Below are 16,660 nucleotides of genomic sequence, written 5' to 3'. Positions count from 1 at the left end.
GACTAACGGATTCAGGATCAAATCGATATGTCGATCCCTCTTTCATACACGTGGCGCAATCTCGCCGCTCGCAAATTGACGACGCTGCTCACTGCTTGCGGAATGGCCCTCGTGGTTTTCGTATTCGCAACCGTGTTGATGCTGGAGGAGGGTCTCAGGAGAACCATGGTGGATACAGGGTCTCCAGATAATGTAATAGTCACGCGCCGCTCAGCCGGCACGGAGGTGCAGAGTCTAGTTGAGCGCGACCAGGCCGCCATTGTGGAAAACCAACCGGAAGTCGCCTACGGCATAAACGGCGCGCGCCTTGCATCGAAGGAAACCATCGTATTGATTGCTCTTGCCAAGCGCGACTCGAATAAAGCTTCAAACGTATTGATACGCGGCGTCGGGCAAAAGGGAATCGAATTGCGTCCTCAGGTAGAAATCATGGAGGGACGCATGTTTCATCCCGGCTCAACGGAAATTATTGCGGGCAAGAATATTGCCGAGCGCTATAAAGGCGCAGGTGTGGGCGAAACGTTGCGCTTCGCGCAACGTGAATGGACCGTGGTCGGCATTATGGATGCAGGTAAAAGCGGTTTCGATTCGGAAATATGGGGAGACGTGGACCAGTTGATGCAGGCATTTCGCAGACCAGTCTATTCTTCAGTAATACTGAAATTGAACGACGCAGCAACGTTTCCTGAACTCAAGTCCCGCATTGAAAATGATCCCCGCCTTACTCTGGAAGCCAAGCGGGAAAGCGTTTTCTATGCCGAGCAATCGCAAGTGCTGGCAAATTTCATCCGCTACCTGGGGATGATGTTGTCGATCATTTTTTCCGCAGGCGCAATTATCGGTGCAATGATCACCATGTACGCCTCCGTTGCTAATCGTGCCACGGAAATCGGCACCTTGCGCGCATTGGGTTTTCGACGAAGAAATATTCTCTCCGCATTTCTTGTGGAAGCATTGATGCTCGGCGCGACGGGTGGCGTCATCGGTTTGACAATGGCGTCTTTCATGCAGTTCTTTACCATTTCCACCATGAACTGGCAGTCCTTCTCCGAGCTGGCATTCAGCTTTATCCTGAATCTGGAAATTATCCTTAAATCGTTTGCGTTCGCGCTAATCATGGGCGTAGTCGGCGGCGTTCTCCCAGCCGCGCGGGCCGCGCGGCTGAAGATCGTGGACTCTCTGCGGGCAGTGTAATCACGGGTATGAATGTGCGTTTACACCACTTCATTTTCTATATTCCGTATCCGACGAAACTCCCGCCCTGCGAGAGCGAAACACATTTCCTGACGGGCCTTTGCAAATTTGAAAAATTATTTTTGAAGCACTTCTATGGTACCCATGTGGAAGCCCAGCTTTCCTTTGCGCCGCTCTTCAAAGTAGCGTCTCAGCGGTTCGCTAATGACACGAAAAGCCAACGTATCCCAGGGAATTTCCGCTTCGTGGAAAAGCTTGACATCCAGGCTTTCAATTCCTGGCTTGAAGTCAAGATCCAGCATCCGTGCACGAAACAATATGTGCACCTGATTGATATGAGGCAAATTGTAGATGGAATAAAGATCGCCCATTTCCACCCGGGCGTTGGCTTCTTCCAAAGTCTCACGTTCGGCGCCCTGGACCAAAGTCTCGGCATTTTCCATGAACCCCCCCGGCAATGTCCATAACCCATGGCGCGGCTCGATGGCTCGGCGGCATAGCAATATCTGGTCCTCCCATTCGGGTATGCTGCCAACCACGATCTTGGGATTCTGGTAATGAATAATATTGCATGCGGAACAAACGTGACGCGGCAGCGTATCGCCCTCAGGAACTCGCAATTCCACTAAAGTACCGCAGTTACTGCAATATTTCATTGGGATTGATTGTATAGGTTATTTATGCTGATGCTTACGCTACGTAGCGAGATATATTTTGCGGCCAAAGAGGTAACTGTGCAATTCCCGAATTAGTCTTCGACATGTTTGAAAGTCCAATAGGAGTTGAGGAAGTAATTTATCAAGGTGGCGGGTATGATTCCGATAAATTGGTGAACCTGGGGCTGCACGTCAGGAAAGAATAAAGAAAGTGTGACGAAGGTGCCGTAGCTCAAGATTAGCGAGAGGAGCGAGACTGTATTGAATTTAAGGCCTTTTATTCTGGTTTTGTCCTTGGTATTGCGATCGCGAAATGTCCAGTAGTTGTTGAAAAGGAAGTTGGATATTATCGATATTTCTATGGAAATAGGTGAAGCAACGAATTTGTTCAAGCCTAGAAAAAGTAGTAAGGTAAAAAATCCCAGATTAACGGCGACGCCCGTGGCACCGACAGCCAAAAATTTGATGAAGGTTTTTGAACTCTCGAAACGTATCCACCACGCATTGGCGACAAATTCGACGATATCTCGTAATCCCAGTTTTGAGTCACCATAGCAGCGATCAATAAAATTGACCGGGACTTCAACAATTCTGGCCTTCTCGACTGTGACCGCGTGAAGAAGGGCAACCTGGAATGCATAGCCTTGCACCCCCAGTTTGGCAAAATCGATGCGGCGCAAAATAGATGTGCGGATTGCCCGAAAACCGGCAGTGCAATCACGCACCGAATAAATTCCCGCCAAATAGCGTGCGACAATGTTTCCAAACCGCGAGTTTAGACGACGGTATAGACCCCATTCCTTTGGAATGCTCCCGCCTGGCACATAGCGGCTACCGATGACAAAATCAGCCCCATGTTCGATTTCAGCCATCAGTCGCGGTACATCCTCCGGCTTATGTGAAAAGTCTGCATCCATCTCAAACACGACTTCCGCATGCAATTCGTCCATCGCATGCAACATTCCGCGGATATAGGCGACCCCCAAGCCTTTTTTCTCCCCCATAAGCAGATGCAAGTTGGAATGGTCGGCCTGTAATTCGCGAACAAAATCCGCAGTTCGGTCCGGTGAATTGTCATCCACCACAAGTACATGCATGTCGTGGGTCAGTTTCTCAAACTGATGCTGTAGCGCCGCGATCAGAGGGCCTATATTTTCCCGTTCGTTGTATGTTGGGATAATGATAACAGTCTTCAATGAGTCAACTCTCCTAGGCATTTTTGGCCGAGACGTATTATCTTAGAAAATTCCAGTTCTTGTCTTTACAGCAGAGAGTGACTCTCACTATCTCGGCTAAATGTCTTCCATCAATCGGGAAAAGCTCACCTATAGGTATCCAATTCCATCATCTGATTCCTGGGGCTGATTCATGAGCCATCGCAGATGAATATAGACGGTGGCATAAATACGCAGGTTGCCGAAACCAGACCGGTTTCCAAAGTAGTAAACCCATATTTGGAAGAGAGATATGGCGCGGCTTTGCGGGACAGGACGTCCCATCGAAAAGCAAGTTGAACTGAACGCGTTCCCTACGAAGCCGGCAAAGCACGCCGGGTGAAAGTACCGTCCAAGCGGCGGAACTCGGCAATTATCCCATCTATTCTTTCCTGAACGGTGAACTATCGTTCAATTCGTCCAGATAATGATCGATGTCCTGTGCTTCCCGCTCCAGATAATTTCCGATAACCCTGGCGAATTCCGGATGCGCAAGCCAATGCGCCGACCAGGTGCGGACGGGAAGAAAGCCGCGCGCAAGCTTATGCTCTCCCTGTGCGCCCCCTTCGAACAACTTGATACTATGTGCGATGCAGTATTCGATGGCTTGATAGTAGCAAGTCTCGAAATGTAAGCCGGATATAAATTCCTTCGTACCCCAATAGCGGCCGTACAGCGTATGTGTGCTGTGTAAATTGAGGGCGGCGCCAACCGGTTTGCTATCGCGCAATGCCAAAATCAGAAGCACATTCTCTGGCATGCTTTTGCCAATCCTCATGAAGAATTCCAGATTGAGGTACGGCATGGAGTGGTGCTCGTCGTAAGTCTTGTTATAACAGTCGATGAAGAAATGCCAGTGATCGTCGCTGATGTCATTTCCCGACAGCCACTGAAAATGGATGCCTGCAGCTTGTACTTTACGTCTTTCCTGCCGGATTTTCTTGCGCTTGCCATGACTCATCCCCGCCAGAAACATCTCGAAATTTTCATAACCTTGTCCAGTCCGGTTCTGCCAGTGAAACTGGATCCCATGCCGCAAGGTCATGCCCGCCTCTTCCATTTCGCGCGCTTCATATTCCTGCGGAAAAAGGCAATGGAATGACGATATTCCCTCCCCGCCTCTGTCTTTAATCATTTTCATTGCAGCCGAGATAAGCAGGGCGCGGTGCTCTGGAGTCTCCGCGAGCAATCGCCGCCCCGTCACCGGACTGAAAGGCACCGCGCTCAAAAGTTTGGGATAATAAGGGTAGCCATAGCGTTGATAAGCGTTTGCCCAAGCCCAGTCGAACACATACTCACCGTAGGAGTGGCTTTTCAGGTAAAGCGGCAACGCGCCACGCAGGACGTTCCCCTCCCATAGCGTGACAAACTGCGGCAGCCAGCCCGTTTTTTTTGAGGCACACCCGGTTTCATGCATGGCGGATAAGAACTCGTGCCGCAGAAATGGATCGTCTCCGGTGAGGGCATTCCATGCCGGGACAGAAATGCCGGCAAGAGAATCGACTATTTTTATTTCAAATCCGGCGCTCATGCGGGATTGTCGCGCTTGCCGGCCTTGGGCGCAAGGCAGCTCATTCTGGTATTATTTGGCGGACTGTCAACAGAAACTCAACCGGCCGCCACACCATGAAGCTCGCCATTGCCCAAATCAATTGCACAGTCGGCGACCTGAGCGGCAATACCCGAAAAATACTTGATTACGCCAATCAGGCGAAGAAGGCGGGTGCGCAACTGGTTATCACGCCCGAGATGGCGCTGTCGGGCTATCCGCCGGAGGACCTGCTATTGCGAGCGGGATTTCGTTTCGCTTGTGAGGATGCGCTTGCAGAGCTGGCCAAGGAAACGAGCGGGGTGACACTGCTGGTTGGGCATCCTCATCTCAAGGATAATAAGCTTTACAATGCAGCCTCCGTGATACGCGACGGCAAAATTGTCGCGACGTATCTCAAGAATCTGCTTCCCAATGATAGCGTATTCGATGAACGGCGTTATTTCGAACCCGGCTCCAATCCCTGCATATTTGAACTGAATGGGGTAAAGTTTGGCATCAACATTTGCCAGGATGTTTGGCAAAAAGGCACAGCCACTCGCGCCAGGGAGGCGGGAGCGGACGTGCTCCTGGTGCTGAATGCTTCACCCTACCACATGTGCAAGCAAGCCTTGCGCTATCAACTGGTACGGCAGCGCATCGGCGAGACGGGACTTTCGGTGGTTTACGCCAACATGGTAGGCGGACAGGATGAACTGATATTCGACGGCGCTTCTTTTGCCTTGAATAGCAAGGGCGAACTGACCCATCAATTTGATGAATTCGGGGAAACGCTCGGCCTGATCGAATTGCAAAACGGGAATCCCATAAGCGGCTATATCGCGGCTTCAAATACCCTGGAAGCAAGCGTTTATCAGGCGCTGTGCCTTGGCGTAAAGGATTATGTCGGAAAGAATGGCATACCCGGGGTATTGCTGGGCCTCTCCGGCGGCGTCGATTCGGCGCTCACAATGGCGATTGCGGTCGACGCCCTGGGCGCCGAGAAAGTGAAAGCGGTAATGATGCCTTCACAATTTACCGCCGATATAAGCTTATCGGATGCACGTGCCATGGCCCAGACGTTGGGTGTAGGTTATAGCGAACTGCCCATCGAACCCGTATTCGGCAAATTCATGGATACGCTGGCCGATGAGTTTCCCACGCTGCCCCAGGGCAACACCCAGGATATCACGGAGGAAAACCTGCAAGCGCGTGTACGCGGCACCTTGCTGATGGCATTATCGAACAAGTACGGCTCGATCGTGCTCACCACCGGCAACAAGTCCGAAATGGCAGTAGGCTACTGCACCTTATATGGCGATATGGCCGGCGGCTTCGCTGTGCTGAAAGACGTCAGTAAAACCATGGTGTACCGGCTTTGCCGGTACCGCAACAATTCAGGTAATGTTATCCCGGAGCGTGTCCTCAACCGGGCGCCCTCGGCTGAATTACGTCCTGACCAGACCGATCAGGACAGCCTTCCGCCTTACGATGTGCTCGACGCTATCCTCGAAGCTTATATGGAAAAGGATATGTCGATGCAGGTGATTCTAGGCATGAACTATGCCGAAGCCGACGTACGTCGGACAGTGCACCTTATCCGTCAGAATGAATACAAGCGCCGCCAGGCGCCGCCGGGCATTCGCGTTACCCCGCGAGGCTTTGGCAAAGACTGGCGCTATCCGATTACATCGAGGTATCAAGATGAATTTTGAAAATGGTGCGCGTGGATTCCGGTCATCCGGGCTTCATGAAGGCTTTCCGAATTTATAACCGCTTAAACCTGAATCAATGGCAACAACCGAACAGCTTGAAGCATGACTGTGATACCAGTCTCCATATAATATCTGCTCAAAGGAATGTACTGTGAAAAAAATCGAGGCTATCATCAAACCCTTCAAGCTCGACGAAGTGTGCGAAGCGCTCAATGAAATTGGCATAACTGGGCTCACCGTTACTGAAGTCAAGGGCTTTGGCAGACAGAAGGGCCATACCGAGCTCTATCGCGGCGCCGAATACGTCATAGATTTTCTGCCAAAAGTAAAAATTGAAATAGTCGTGCTTGAGAAACTGGTGGATAGCGTTATCGAGACCATCGTCAACACCGCGCGTACCGGCAAGATCGGTGATGGCAAGATCTTTGTAACGAGTATCGAACAGGTAACGAGAATACGCACCGGAGAAACAGATGAAGCAGCGATTTAGGCTGGGTGGGTCCGCAATACGGATATCAATAGCAGCGCGCCATATGAACGATAGGCGGAAACAATCTTGAAGGGTTTTTCCATTCCTGAAAAAGCGTTTTTATGCCGAGCCGGTCAAGCATGCTGATGGTATTTGCGCACTGGCGTTTCCGGTTGGAAAAGTACGGTCCGGCGCTATTCCTTCCATAGCTTTTTCATGCCGGCCCCATCTTGAGATATCAGCCCTGTTTCGGCTATCAGCCCCGTTCGGCGTAATGGAACTTCGGTCGCGAAGCGTTATCCTACCGACATGAAAATGCGCCATGTAATGGCTATTTTGCCAGTATTGTTTGCGCTGAATGGTTTTGCCAACGAATTGCCTGAGCTCGGCGATGTGTCCCGGGCAACGATGTCGGCGCACCAGGAACGGGAGCTTGGCCTCAAGATCATGTCCGAGATCCGCGCCGACAGCAGTTATATGGATGATGCCGAAATAACGGACTATCTTGCCAGCCTCGGCAATAGGCTGATTCTTGGCTCGAATGAAGCTCACCCCAACCAGGAGTTCGAATTTTTTGCCCTCCGAGACCCGACCATCAACGCATTCGCGTTGCCGGGCGGCTTCATGGGCTTCAACAGCGGGCTTATCCTGGCGGCGGAGAGCGAATCCGAACTGGCGGGCGTCATGGCGCACGAAATAGCGCATGTCACTCAGAAACACCTTGCTCGCATGATCGCCTCGCAGAAATACAGCATGCTGACATCACTGGCGGCGGCAGCCCTCGCCATCCTGGCGGCGCGTACCAATTCGCAGGCGGGGCAGGCGATTTTGGTTGCGTCCCAGGCGCGCCAGATTCAATCGCAACTGGACTTTACTCGCGACCACGAAAAAGAGGCTGATCGCATTGGCTTCAACATATTGGTCAGTGCGGGATTTGATCCACATGGGATGCCGGCTTTCTTCGAACACATGCAGAAAGCAACCCGATTCTATGAAAATGGCGCCCCAGCATATCTGCGTACCCACCCAATTACTTATGCGCGCATTGCGGATATTGAAAACCGCATGCAGGATATGCCTTACCGGCAAGTTCTCGACAGTTTGGATTTCCGGATGGTGCAGGCGAAGCTGCGCGCTTCCATCGATGAGCCGGCGGATGCGATACAGCATTTCGACTCCATCCTGCGGGACAGGCGTTATACCAGTGAGACTGTGGAACGCTACGGACTTATCAATGCCCTGCTGCGCGGACGAGATTATCCGCGCGCGGATAAGGAGCTGGAGCGTCTTTACGACACCTTGCAGCACGATGCGGTGGATGAAGCGCTGGAAAATCATCATCTCGGTACATCCATTCAGATAGAACGTAAAGCGCCCCCTTCCAATGCCATGATCGAAACCCTGGCGGCTCGAGTCAAACTTGCTCTCGGCCAAACCAAGGATGCCCTCGATATCTACCAGGCCGCGCTGCAAACGTTCCCCCACCACCGCGCATTAATCTACGACTATACAGACGCGCTTCTGCGCAATAGGGGCGCCGATAAGGCGCTCAAGTTCGTCAGCCGGCAATTGCAGTTCACTCCAAATGACATACGCCTTTATAAATTACAGGCGCAGAGCTATGCGGCGCTTGGCAATGTGATGTCCGCGCATCGTGCGCAGGCGGAAGTTTATTCACGGCAGGGCAATTATCATGCTGCCGTTGAACAACTGCAGATCGCGTTGCAAAACAGCGACGGCGATTTTTACCACAACTCCAGCGTCGAGGCCCGCCTCAAGGAGCTACGCGAACTGGCTGCCAACCAGGACAAAAATAAATAGGTCCTTTCCCCTGTTCTTCATCCGATCCAGCGTCGATTCCCGTCTGCGTCACGCTCTGCCCCAGCCGTATTCTGAAGCACATTAAAGCAACTCCGCGGTGCCCACCGGGCGGTCGTGTGGCTGAGGTGGTATTGATGCTCGCGGACGGTCAAGGTGCGCCGACCATCGGTTAATCAGAAATCCGTGATCTGTCCCTAATTGTTACTAATTGTTATTCATGCGACCGGTATATCACCGTCGCCCAAATGGCGACCGATTTTTGGATGAAATCCACTGTAGAGAAAACTTGAATTTCTGATGCAAGAGCAAGTTCATGGTCGTCGATCACCCCATGTTAAACCCTGCCATGTGCAAATAATGGTGTCTGATCTGTCTGACCCCATCATTTTCTTCCACTAAAGCTCCCTGTTCGTTTCGGAGTTGAATTTCCCAGACTCTTCCTCTATGGTTAAACTGAATATGTTCAGTACGCACCACAAGACGTTGGCATATGTAATAAAGGTACATCGGTAAACGGACAGGTTTTGCTTTCTTTTTTTTCAAGCTCCCTTGTTCCATCATTGCTGTGAATCGCACACTTGCTCAGCATTTTGAGCCAGATCTGCAATTTCTTCGAAGTGGAGTAGCAAAAAAAAATGCCCGCCCTTGAAAAAGAAGAAAAAATGTCAGTCCTCGAAAAAGAGCTCATCGACACGGCGTTTCGTGGCAACTGGGCAGGACCTGCCAAACTTCCCGTTCTTTCCGAGTTTTTTGCGCAAGAAGATTCAAGGCTTTTTGTGCAGGAAGAGGCCGATATCACCGTTCGTGGAATTTTTCTGCGAGAACTCCTGCTTGGTTTGCGAGCCCCCGCTAAGGATGCGGAGGCAACTTCACGTCTGCACGGCGTCCGGCTACGCGGCGCCATTATCAAGGGCGAGATTGATTTGAGCGACTGCAAAGGAGCGGGGGGGACGCCATTGCCGCCACTACTGCTGGATCGCTGCATTATCCACGACGGACCCATAATAAAGTACCCTGCTGTCCGCAATGGCGCCAGCGTAGAGGAAAAAATTCTCAATGCAATAAATGCCAGCAATGTGCGGCTTAGCCGCCTATCGCTTTGCGGATGCAGAATCTCCGGACGTGTTGACCTGACCGACGCCACTCTCGATGGGGATCTTGAGATTAGCGATGTTGCGCCGCTCGATAATGGTAGCCCTTGCCAGATCTTTGCTCGCCGATGCCGCATCGGTGGCTCCGTGATTGCTCAACGAACGCACTTCAGAATCCAACCTGGCCAGTGCACCGAGTTCGGCATTCCGGATTACGCGCTCAATCTCGTCAGCGCCGAGATCCACGGATCCATCGTGCTCCAGCCAGACTTTCATGCCCAAGGCGGCGTGAGCGTCAGAGGTGCTCACGTCAGTGGCGACATCTGGGCAGAAGCCGCTAAATTCGTTGCCCCTGGCAAGATTGCGTTTCGAGCCGAGTCGCTGCAGTGCGATGGCACGGTAGCCTTGCATGGGAGTGAAGATAAGAATAAAGAGCATTATGAGGTGGAGGGGAACCTCGATTTCCTTAGCGCCACAATTGGCTTTCTCGATCTCCGCGGTATCCAAATCCGCAAGGTCGCCGCTCAGGACTACGCGCTCAATCTGAGCCTTGCGCGCGTACGGACGAATCTCTGGCTTCACAATCTTCCATCAGGGCCCAAAACTATTGTTGAAGGTGTGATTGACGCGCGTGGGGCGACCGTGGGCGGAGATTTGAATCTTAATGGACTAACGCTGAATCCGCCCCCTGACTGGGCGCACGCGAGTATTCTCGCATCCAACCTTCGAGTCGGCGGCGACCTAATTCTCGATGATCTTACGACCTCTATTGATCTGGAGAGCAGCCATGTCGAGAGCAACCTCAATGTAAACAATACGGTCATGAAATCGCCGAATAATCAGGAATACGGCCTATACGCGCACAACATAACAATCGGTAACGACTGCAAACTGACAAAGATAGCCGGCACTGTTGATCTGGGGCTTTCGCGCATTGGCGGCGCGCTAAAGGTGCATGCACAATATCTTGCCTCGCTGAATGCCAAGGATGCCGAAGTGCGAGGGTCGGTGTCAATCAGCGGCATATTTATGCCGCTGATGAAAAAGCATCGAATAAATTTCGACGGCGGCAGCTATCGGAGCGGGTTCTCCATCGGTGATCTCGAAAATAGTCTCAGATTTATAAATCCTCCGAGTTCTCTCGTGACTGACATTAAGAATATGCCCATTCCTACTCTCAGTATCGAGGATGCGTGCATCGCAAATGATTTCCAAGTGACGAAGGTTCGGGCAGCGGAAGTGCTCGTTATCGAAGCCTATAAGGCGCCACTTTCTTTTTATCCCGATTGGGTGCTTGTCGAAGCGCTATGTCAGCTTGAGAAAGAACGCAAAGCTATTATCGCTTTCCTAAAGCATCAATCGGATACGACAATGGAATCAATTCTGCTTGGGGGGCAGTCGACACCAATTCATCAACTGAATGGACGTGGCACGCTGAAACTTGATTCCGCGCCGATGGTACGGGATTACCTGAGATTTTTCTGTGCCTATGTTTGGGGAGGAGATGAAAGAGAGGAAGGCGCCTTCCTTATTATCGAGACGGAGAAAGCGCTCGGCGATGCGAAATTATCGGCTCCAGTGGAATTTGCTGAGGTATCGGTAAAGAAAGACGAGGAAAAGGGTTGGAGCTGTACAGCCATGATCCGCTACGCCAACAAACTGTATCGCACTGAGCTGCACGTATATCCTGATGGCAATGTGAAGATGACCAAGGATGATTTTTTAGCTGATATTGAAGAAGAAAACCCGATTACATTTGATCCGCCCTTACGCATCATTACTGATTCACACATCAAAGCTGATCCTGGCAGTGCGCCATTCTGGTTGAGGACGATTTTACCTGCCGCGCAGGTGGAGAAGATCACGCGCGAAGAAATTTCTCAGAATATTGAGCCCATCTTGTTGCAACAACTGGTACAACCTGGCATTCAGAAAAATGAAGCTGCTACTGCAACAGGCCGTGCGGAAGTCTCTCTACGTGGTCTCAAGGCCAGGGTGTTTCATCATAACCTCCGGCAGTCCGGTTCCTGGGGACCCGGTATAAGGCTAAAGCTTGACGGGTTCGAATATGATCGTGTCGAAACCGAGGGAGTTGAGGGTAAGGACAAGATAGTTAAGCCCATTAACGATAATACCGGTCCAAAAAAAGCATTTAACAAAAAGGAAACACCGAAACCGGAGAAACCGAAAATACGTTCGTCAAAACGCGTAGATGAAACGGCCGATGCTTACATCGGTTGGCTGACCCGGCAATATGATTGCCCCCACGCAAAATCTCATAAGCACGCCCGTGACCGATTAATAGCTTGCGCCATCGAAGCGGATAGCGCTAAGTCGGCACAGGGAGAGAGTGTCTATGAGCCGCAACCTTACGAACAACTGGCGCGCGCATTACATAATGAGGGAAAGTATGAGGTTGCTAAGCGCATCACACTCGCGAAACTCTCGCTCGAACGTCGATTTGTCCATCACCAGTGGATTCGTCCGTTTCTATGCATAATGGAGAAATGGTTCGACTATGGGTTGTTTCCAGGGAAAAGCGTGTCGTGGTTCCTTATGTTATGGTTGGTCGTCGGTACAGGTGCTTTCTATATTGCAAATTACCATGTTGATGAGCCTGTGCTTGTGCGGAATTTAGGGGCAGGTACGTTAGCATTACCCGGGCAACGTTGCGGCGAAGAAATCGATTCCTTATGGTATGCGCTGGATGTGTTTGTTCCAGGACTGGACCTCAAGCAGGAGGATAGATGCTCAATTGCTACTCGCGATGAGGCGCGGCCGTGGCGTGCTTTCAGTGTAATATACGAAATATTGGGCGCAATAGTGACACCCATCATGTTGCTCAGCGTGACAGGCATGCTACGCCGATATATCGAGCGATGAACGGATTGATTATGCTGGCATAGTTTCATCGCGCCTTATCTTCATTATCTTCAGCCTGTAGGATATTCTTACCTGTGATCAGTTTGTCGGAAGTCTCAATAGAAAACTGAAAATAGACCTGGCACTGGGATTGCCAACCGCGAAAACAAGAAGCTAACCTACGAAGAGCGGTGTTCGGAAAATGGTTTAATTCCGAAGGTCCGACGCAGAGTCAAGTCCTGGTTCATCAGGAGGACTTCCTGCAGGGCAGATAATTCAATCCCAACGCAAGTCGAGCTATCACAAACCTAATCACTCCACCGTCACCGACTTCGCCAAATTCCGCGGCTTATCAACATCCGTGCCTTTCTGCAGCGCTACATGGTAGGCAAGCAGTTGCAGGGGGATTGTGTGGAGGATGGGACTGAGCAAGCCAGCATGTTCCGCTAAGCGGATAACGTGGACACCTTCGCTTTCCTGGATGCGGGAATCGGCATCGGCGAAAACATAGAGTTCACCGCCGCGTGCGCTGACCTCCTGCAGGTTGGACTTGAGTTTTTCCAGCAGCGTATCGTTGGGGGCGATGGCGACTACCGGCATATCCTTATCCACCAAAGCGAGGGGGCCATGCTTTAGTTCACCGGCGGCGTAGGCTTCGGCGTGAATGTATGAAATTTCCTTGAGCTTGAGGGCACCTTCCATGGCGATGGGATAATGCATGCCGCGCCCAAGGAACAATGCGTGGCTTTTCTCCGCGAATCTTTCGGCCCAGGCCTTGACCTGCGGTTCGACCTGTAACGCGTTCTGTAGCGCAACGGGCAGATGCCGCAACTCGGCGATCATCTCCCGCTCGCGTTCACCGGATAATTTACCGCGCATTTTTGCTAGTGTCATGGTGAACAGCATCAGCGCCGCCAACTGGGTAGTGAATGCCTTGGTGGAGGCTACGCCGATTTCGGGGCCTGCACGGGTGAGAAAGCGCAGGTCGGTCTGGCGCACCAGGGCACTTTCGGCCACGTTGCAGATGCCGAGGCTGTAACGGTGCCCTAATGATTTCGCATAGATGAGGCCAGCCAGGGTGTCGGCTGTTTCTCCCGATTGGGAAATTCCTACCACCAGGGTATTCGGACCGACCGCGGGATTACGGTAGCGGTACTCGCTGGCGATCTCGACATTGCAGGGAATTCCCGCTACGGTTTCGAGCCAGTAACGGGCTACCAATCCAGCGTGGTAGCTGGTGCCGCACGCAAGTATCAGGATGCTATCGGTGTTATTGAAAATATTCTCCGCTTCGCTGCCAAACAACCTTGGGGAAATGGATTGGGCGTTGAGGACCATCTCCAGGGTATTGGCCACCACGCCGGGTTGTTCGAATATTTCCTTTTGCATGAAATGGGCATAAGGCCCCATCTCTACCGCATCGTTGCTGAGCTCACTTTCTTGCACAGTACGCGTCACTTCCTTGCACACATTATCATGCAGGCAATTGATAATGCGATAGCTGTCGCGGTGCAGTTCGGCCACATCGCCATCTTCGAGGTAGATCATGCGCCGGGTGACCTGCAGCAGTGCGGAAGCATCGGAGGCAGCATAGTTGCCGGAATCGCCCAGCCCCAGCAATAACGGCGCGCCGTTGCGGCAGACGACTATGCGTTCCGGGCGCGACTCTTCCATGACCGCGATTGCGTAAGCTCCCTGCAATTCGGCTATGGCACGGCACACTGCTTCAAATAGATCGGGTGTTTCGTTCAGATGAAATGAAATAAGGTGGGCGATCACTTCGGTGTCCGTGTCCGAAGTAAATATAAATCCGTCATTCTCCAAGCGCTGGCGCAGCAGTTCGTGGTTTTCGATGATGCCGTTGTGGACGACTGCGACTTCTTTTGATTTTTTACCTGCAAAATGCGGGTGAGCGTTGCGCTCGGAGGGAGCGCCGTGGGTAGCCCAGCGGGTATGAGCGATACCCGTTTCACCGCTAAAATTCTGGCTATCTGCAAGTTTGCTCAATTCCGCAACGCGGCCGGTGGTACGCAGTCTATGCAGTCCGCCGTTGTTGAGCGCGATCCCGGCGGAATCGTATCCCCGGTATTCCAAGCGACGCAAGCCTTCAAGCAGGGTGGGAACAATGTTACTTGTTGCTACTGCGCCGACTATTCCACACATTTGATAGCATCCTTCTATAGGTTTGGCGAACAAACAGTACAAACGTCATACTGGAGAGAGCGAGTATCCGATGATGTACAAGCAGTACCTTACGCGCGTCACTGTTGACTTGGATGGATTCCAGGTAGAGCCCGGAATGAAGAAATATCTGTTACTTGCGAGATAAACAGGGTTTGACAATGAAATATAATCCGGAAAATTCCGCTGTTCCAGTTCCAGTGTTCATTTCTCACTCTTCGGTTTTTTAACAGGTCGCTGCCAGCCCTCGATACTCAGTTGCCTGGCTCGCGACAGCGTCAATTTATTCGGCATCGTGTTTTTGGTGATGGTTGAGCCGGCACCGATGGTGGAACCTTGCGCTACTGTTACCGGTGCGATCAGTTGAGTATCGGAGCCAACAAAAACATCATCCTCGATGATCGTCTGGTATTTATTGGCACCATCGTAATTGCACGTAATCGTGCCGGCACCGATATTGACGTTTTTTCCGATTACGGCATCGCCGATGTAACTCAGGTGATTTGCCTTGCTGCCGGCGGCGATGCTGCTATTTTTGACTTCGACGAAATTACCGACATGGACGTCGTGATCTAGCCTGGTTCCGGGACGGATACGTGCGTAAGGTCCAACTCGGCAGTTATTTCCGATTTCAGCCACTTCGATCAGGCTGAATGGCGCGATTGCCGATCCGGCAGCGATCTTAACATTCTTCAAGATACAGTGAGCGCCCACTTTCACGCCATCGTCCAGCTGCACGTCGCCCTCGAAAATACAGTTGATGTCTATTTCCACATCCCTGCCACAGACGAGCTGGCCGCGAATATCGATACGGGCGGGATCCGCCAGCGTCACACCCTGCTCGAGTAATTTTGCTGCAAACTGGTTCTGGTAGACCCGTTCAAGCGCCGCGAGCTGTGCCTTGCTGTTGACGCCAACTGTTTCCCAGGCATGGGCCGGTTGAGCGACCTTTATTCTGACGCCGTCCTTGACTGCCATCGCAATAATGTCGGTAAGGTAATATTCCTTTTGCGCGTTTTTGTTTTCCAGCTTGTGCAGCCAGCCATGAAGATACCGGTTAGGAATCACCATAATGCCGGTGTTGATTTCGCGGATTTGCCGCTGGGCCGCAGTTGCGTCTTTTTCTTCGACAATGGCGACGACCTCGCATGTTTCGCCATTGCGCACGATTCTGCCGTAACCGCAGGGATCGGCTAACTCCACAGTCAGCAAGCCAATGGTTTTTTCTCCGGCGGTCGAGATCAGTCTTTTTAACGTTTCGATGCTGGTAAGCGGTACATCGCCATACAGGATGAGTGTCATACCATGCTCATCCAGATGGGGCAGCGCCTGCTTCACCGCGTGACCGGTGCCAAGTTGCGGCACCTGCTGCGCCCAGCTGAGGCTTTTGTCATTTATCGCGTCCGGGACGGCTTCGCCGCCATGACCATAAACAATACAAATTCCTTGGGGCGACAACGCACGAGCTGTATCCAGCACATGTGCCAGCAGAGCCTTGCCTGCGAGTGGATGCAAAACCTTGGGCAAAGCCGAGTTCATGCGCTTGCCGAGTCCGGCAGCGAGAATTACGATATTCAGTTTAGACACGTCAATGAAAGTGCGGTCAACGAAAGGAAATTCTGGCGAACAGCAGACGTCTATCTGATTTATACGCCTTGCCGCACGATGATAATATTCGGCAACATATGCACGATAAAGGCGACAACGTCGTGCCGATAACTTTGGTAAGCTAATTTATCACATCATGGGATCAGAATCCATCTACAGCCTGCCTTAGCATCAGGCGTGGTGCTAAGCGTGGTGCTACGCTTGACAGGCTTGACGTTGTACAAGCATTTTGTTTTGCGGGCTATTTGCCATCGTGCGGCTTATTCAGACATAAAAAAAGGCGGTTGTCGCCGCCTTTTTTTATGTCTGGAGCCCCGGTTA

The 16,660-nt window shown here is 51.7% G+C and carries 10 protein-coding genes; 5 read left to right on the top strand and 5 right to left on the bottom strand.

Translation table 11 applies throughout. The annotated features are described in order from the left end of the window. Nucleotides 1–27 precede the first annotated feature (27 nt). The gene (locus tag BUA28_RS08830; RefSeq protein ID WP_072767756.1) at nt 28–1,194 is read left to right on the top strand and encodes an ABC transporter permease; all 1,167 of its coding nucleotides are present in this window, start codon (nt 28–30) and stop codon (nt 1,192–1,194) included. Between the two features lie 116 nt (nt 1,195–1,310). On the opposite strand, the gene BUA28_RS08825 is transcribed toward BUA28_RS08830, so the two are convergent. The 3 genes from BUA28_RS08825 to BUA28_RS08815 form a co-directional block, all read right to left on the bottom strand. Further along, nucleotides 1,311–1,850, bottom strand: coding sequence for an NUDIX hydrolase (locus BUA28_RS08825; RefSeq protein ID WP_072767755.1), 540 nt, complete (start codon nt 1,848–1,850; stop codon nt 1,311–1,313). A gap of 92 nt (nt 1,851–1,942) precedes the next feature. Next, a complete protein-coding gene (locus BUA28_RS08820; protein ID WP_256598278.1) occupies nt 1,943–3,046 on the bottom strand; it encodes a glycosyltransferase family 2 protein in 1,104 nt (367 codons plus the stop codon). A 400-nt stretch (nt 3,047–3,446) separates the two neighbouring features. Continuing rightward, nucleotides 3,447–4,595, bottom strand: a complete 1,149-nt coding sequence (locus BUA28_RS08815) for a GNAT family N-acetyltransferase (RefSeq protein ID WP_072767753.1) — start codon at nt 4,593–4,595, stop codon at nt 3,447–3,449. 95 nt (nt 4,596–4,690) lie between these two features. Here BUA28_RS08815 and BUA28_RS08810 point away from each other — a divergent pair, with 95 nt between their 5' ends. The 4 genes from BUA28_RS08810 to BUA28_RS08790 all read left to right on the top strand — a co-directional run bounded on the left by BUA28_RS08810 (nt 4,691) and on the right by BUA28_RS08790 (nt 12,571). After that, nucleotides 4,691–6,307 carry an NAD+ synthase gene (locus BUA28_RS08810; protein ID WP_072767752.1) on the top strand — a complete coding sequence of 539 codons (1,617 nt, stop codon included), beginning with the start codon at nt 4,691–4,693 and terminating at the stop codon, nt 6,305–6,307. Nucleotides 6,308–6,458: 151 nt separating this feature from the next. Continuing rightward, nucleotides 6,459–6,797, top strand: a complete 339-nt coding sequence (locus BUA28_RS08805; protein ID WP_072767751.1) for a P-II family nitrogen regulator — start codon at nt 6,459–6,461, stop codon at nt 6,795–6,797. A gap of 306 nt (nt 6,798–7,103) precedes the next feature. Further along, nucleotides 7,104–8,597, top strand: a complete 1,494-nt coding sequence (locus tag BUA28_RS08800) for a M48 family metalloprotease (protein ID WP_371915211.1) — start codon at nt 7,104–7,106, stop codon at nt 8,595–8,597. A gap of 662 nt (nt 8,598–9,259) precedes the next feature. Further along, nucleotides 9,260–12,571: a hypothetical protein gene (locus BUA28_RS08790; RefSeq protein ID WP_178297977.1), complete on the top strand. Its 3,312-nt coding sequence runs from the start codon at nt 9,260–9,262 to the stop codon at nt 12,569–12,571. 291 nt (nt 12,572–12,862) lie between these two features. Here the strand turns inward: BUA28_RS08790 and glmS are convergent, their stop codons facing one another. Together glmS and glmU are read right to left on the bottom strand one after the other, a co-directional pair. Then, nucleotides 12,863–14,713 carry a glutamine--fructose-6-phosphate transaminase (isomerizing) gene (glmS, locus tag BUA28_RS08785; protein WP_072767747.1) on the bottom strand — a complete coding sequence of 617 codons (1,851 nt, stop codon included), beginning with the start codon at nt 14,711–14,713 and terminating at the stop codon, nt 12,863–12,865. Nucleotides 14,714–14,935: 222 nt separating this feature from the next. Next, a complete protein-coding gene (gene glmU, locus BUA28_RS08780) occupies nt 14,936–16,318 on the bottom strand; it encodes a bifunctional UDP-N-acetylglucosamine diphosphorylase/glucosamine-1-phosphate N-acetyltransferase GlmU (protein WP_218587254.1) in 1,383 nt (460 codons plus the stop codon). Nucleotides 16,319–16,660 lie beyond the last annotated feature (342 nt).

Source organism: Nitrosospira sp. Nsp11 (genome assembly GCF_900142705.1).
In the GTDB taxonomy this organism is placed as follows: Bacteria; Pseudomonadota; Gammaproteobacteria; order Burkholderiales; family Nitrosomonadaceae; genus Nitrosospira.
This window is presented reverse-complemented; position numbering and strand designations above follow the sequence as displayed.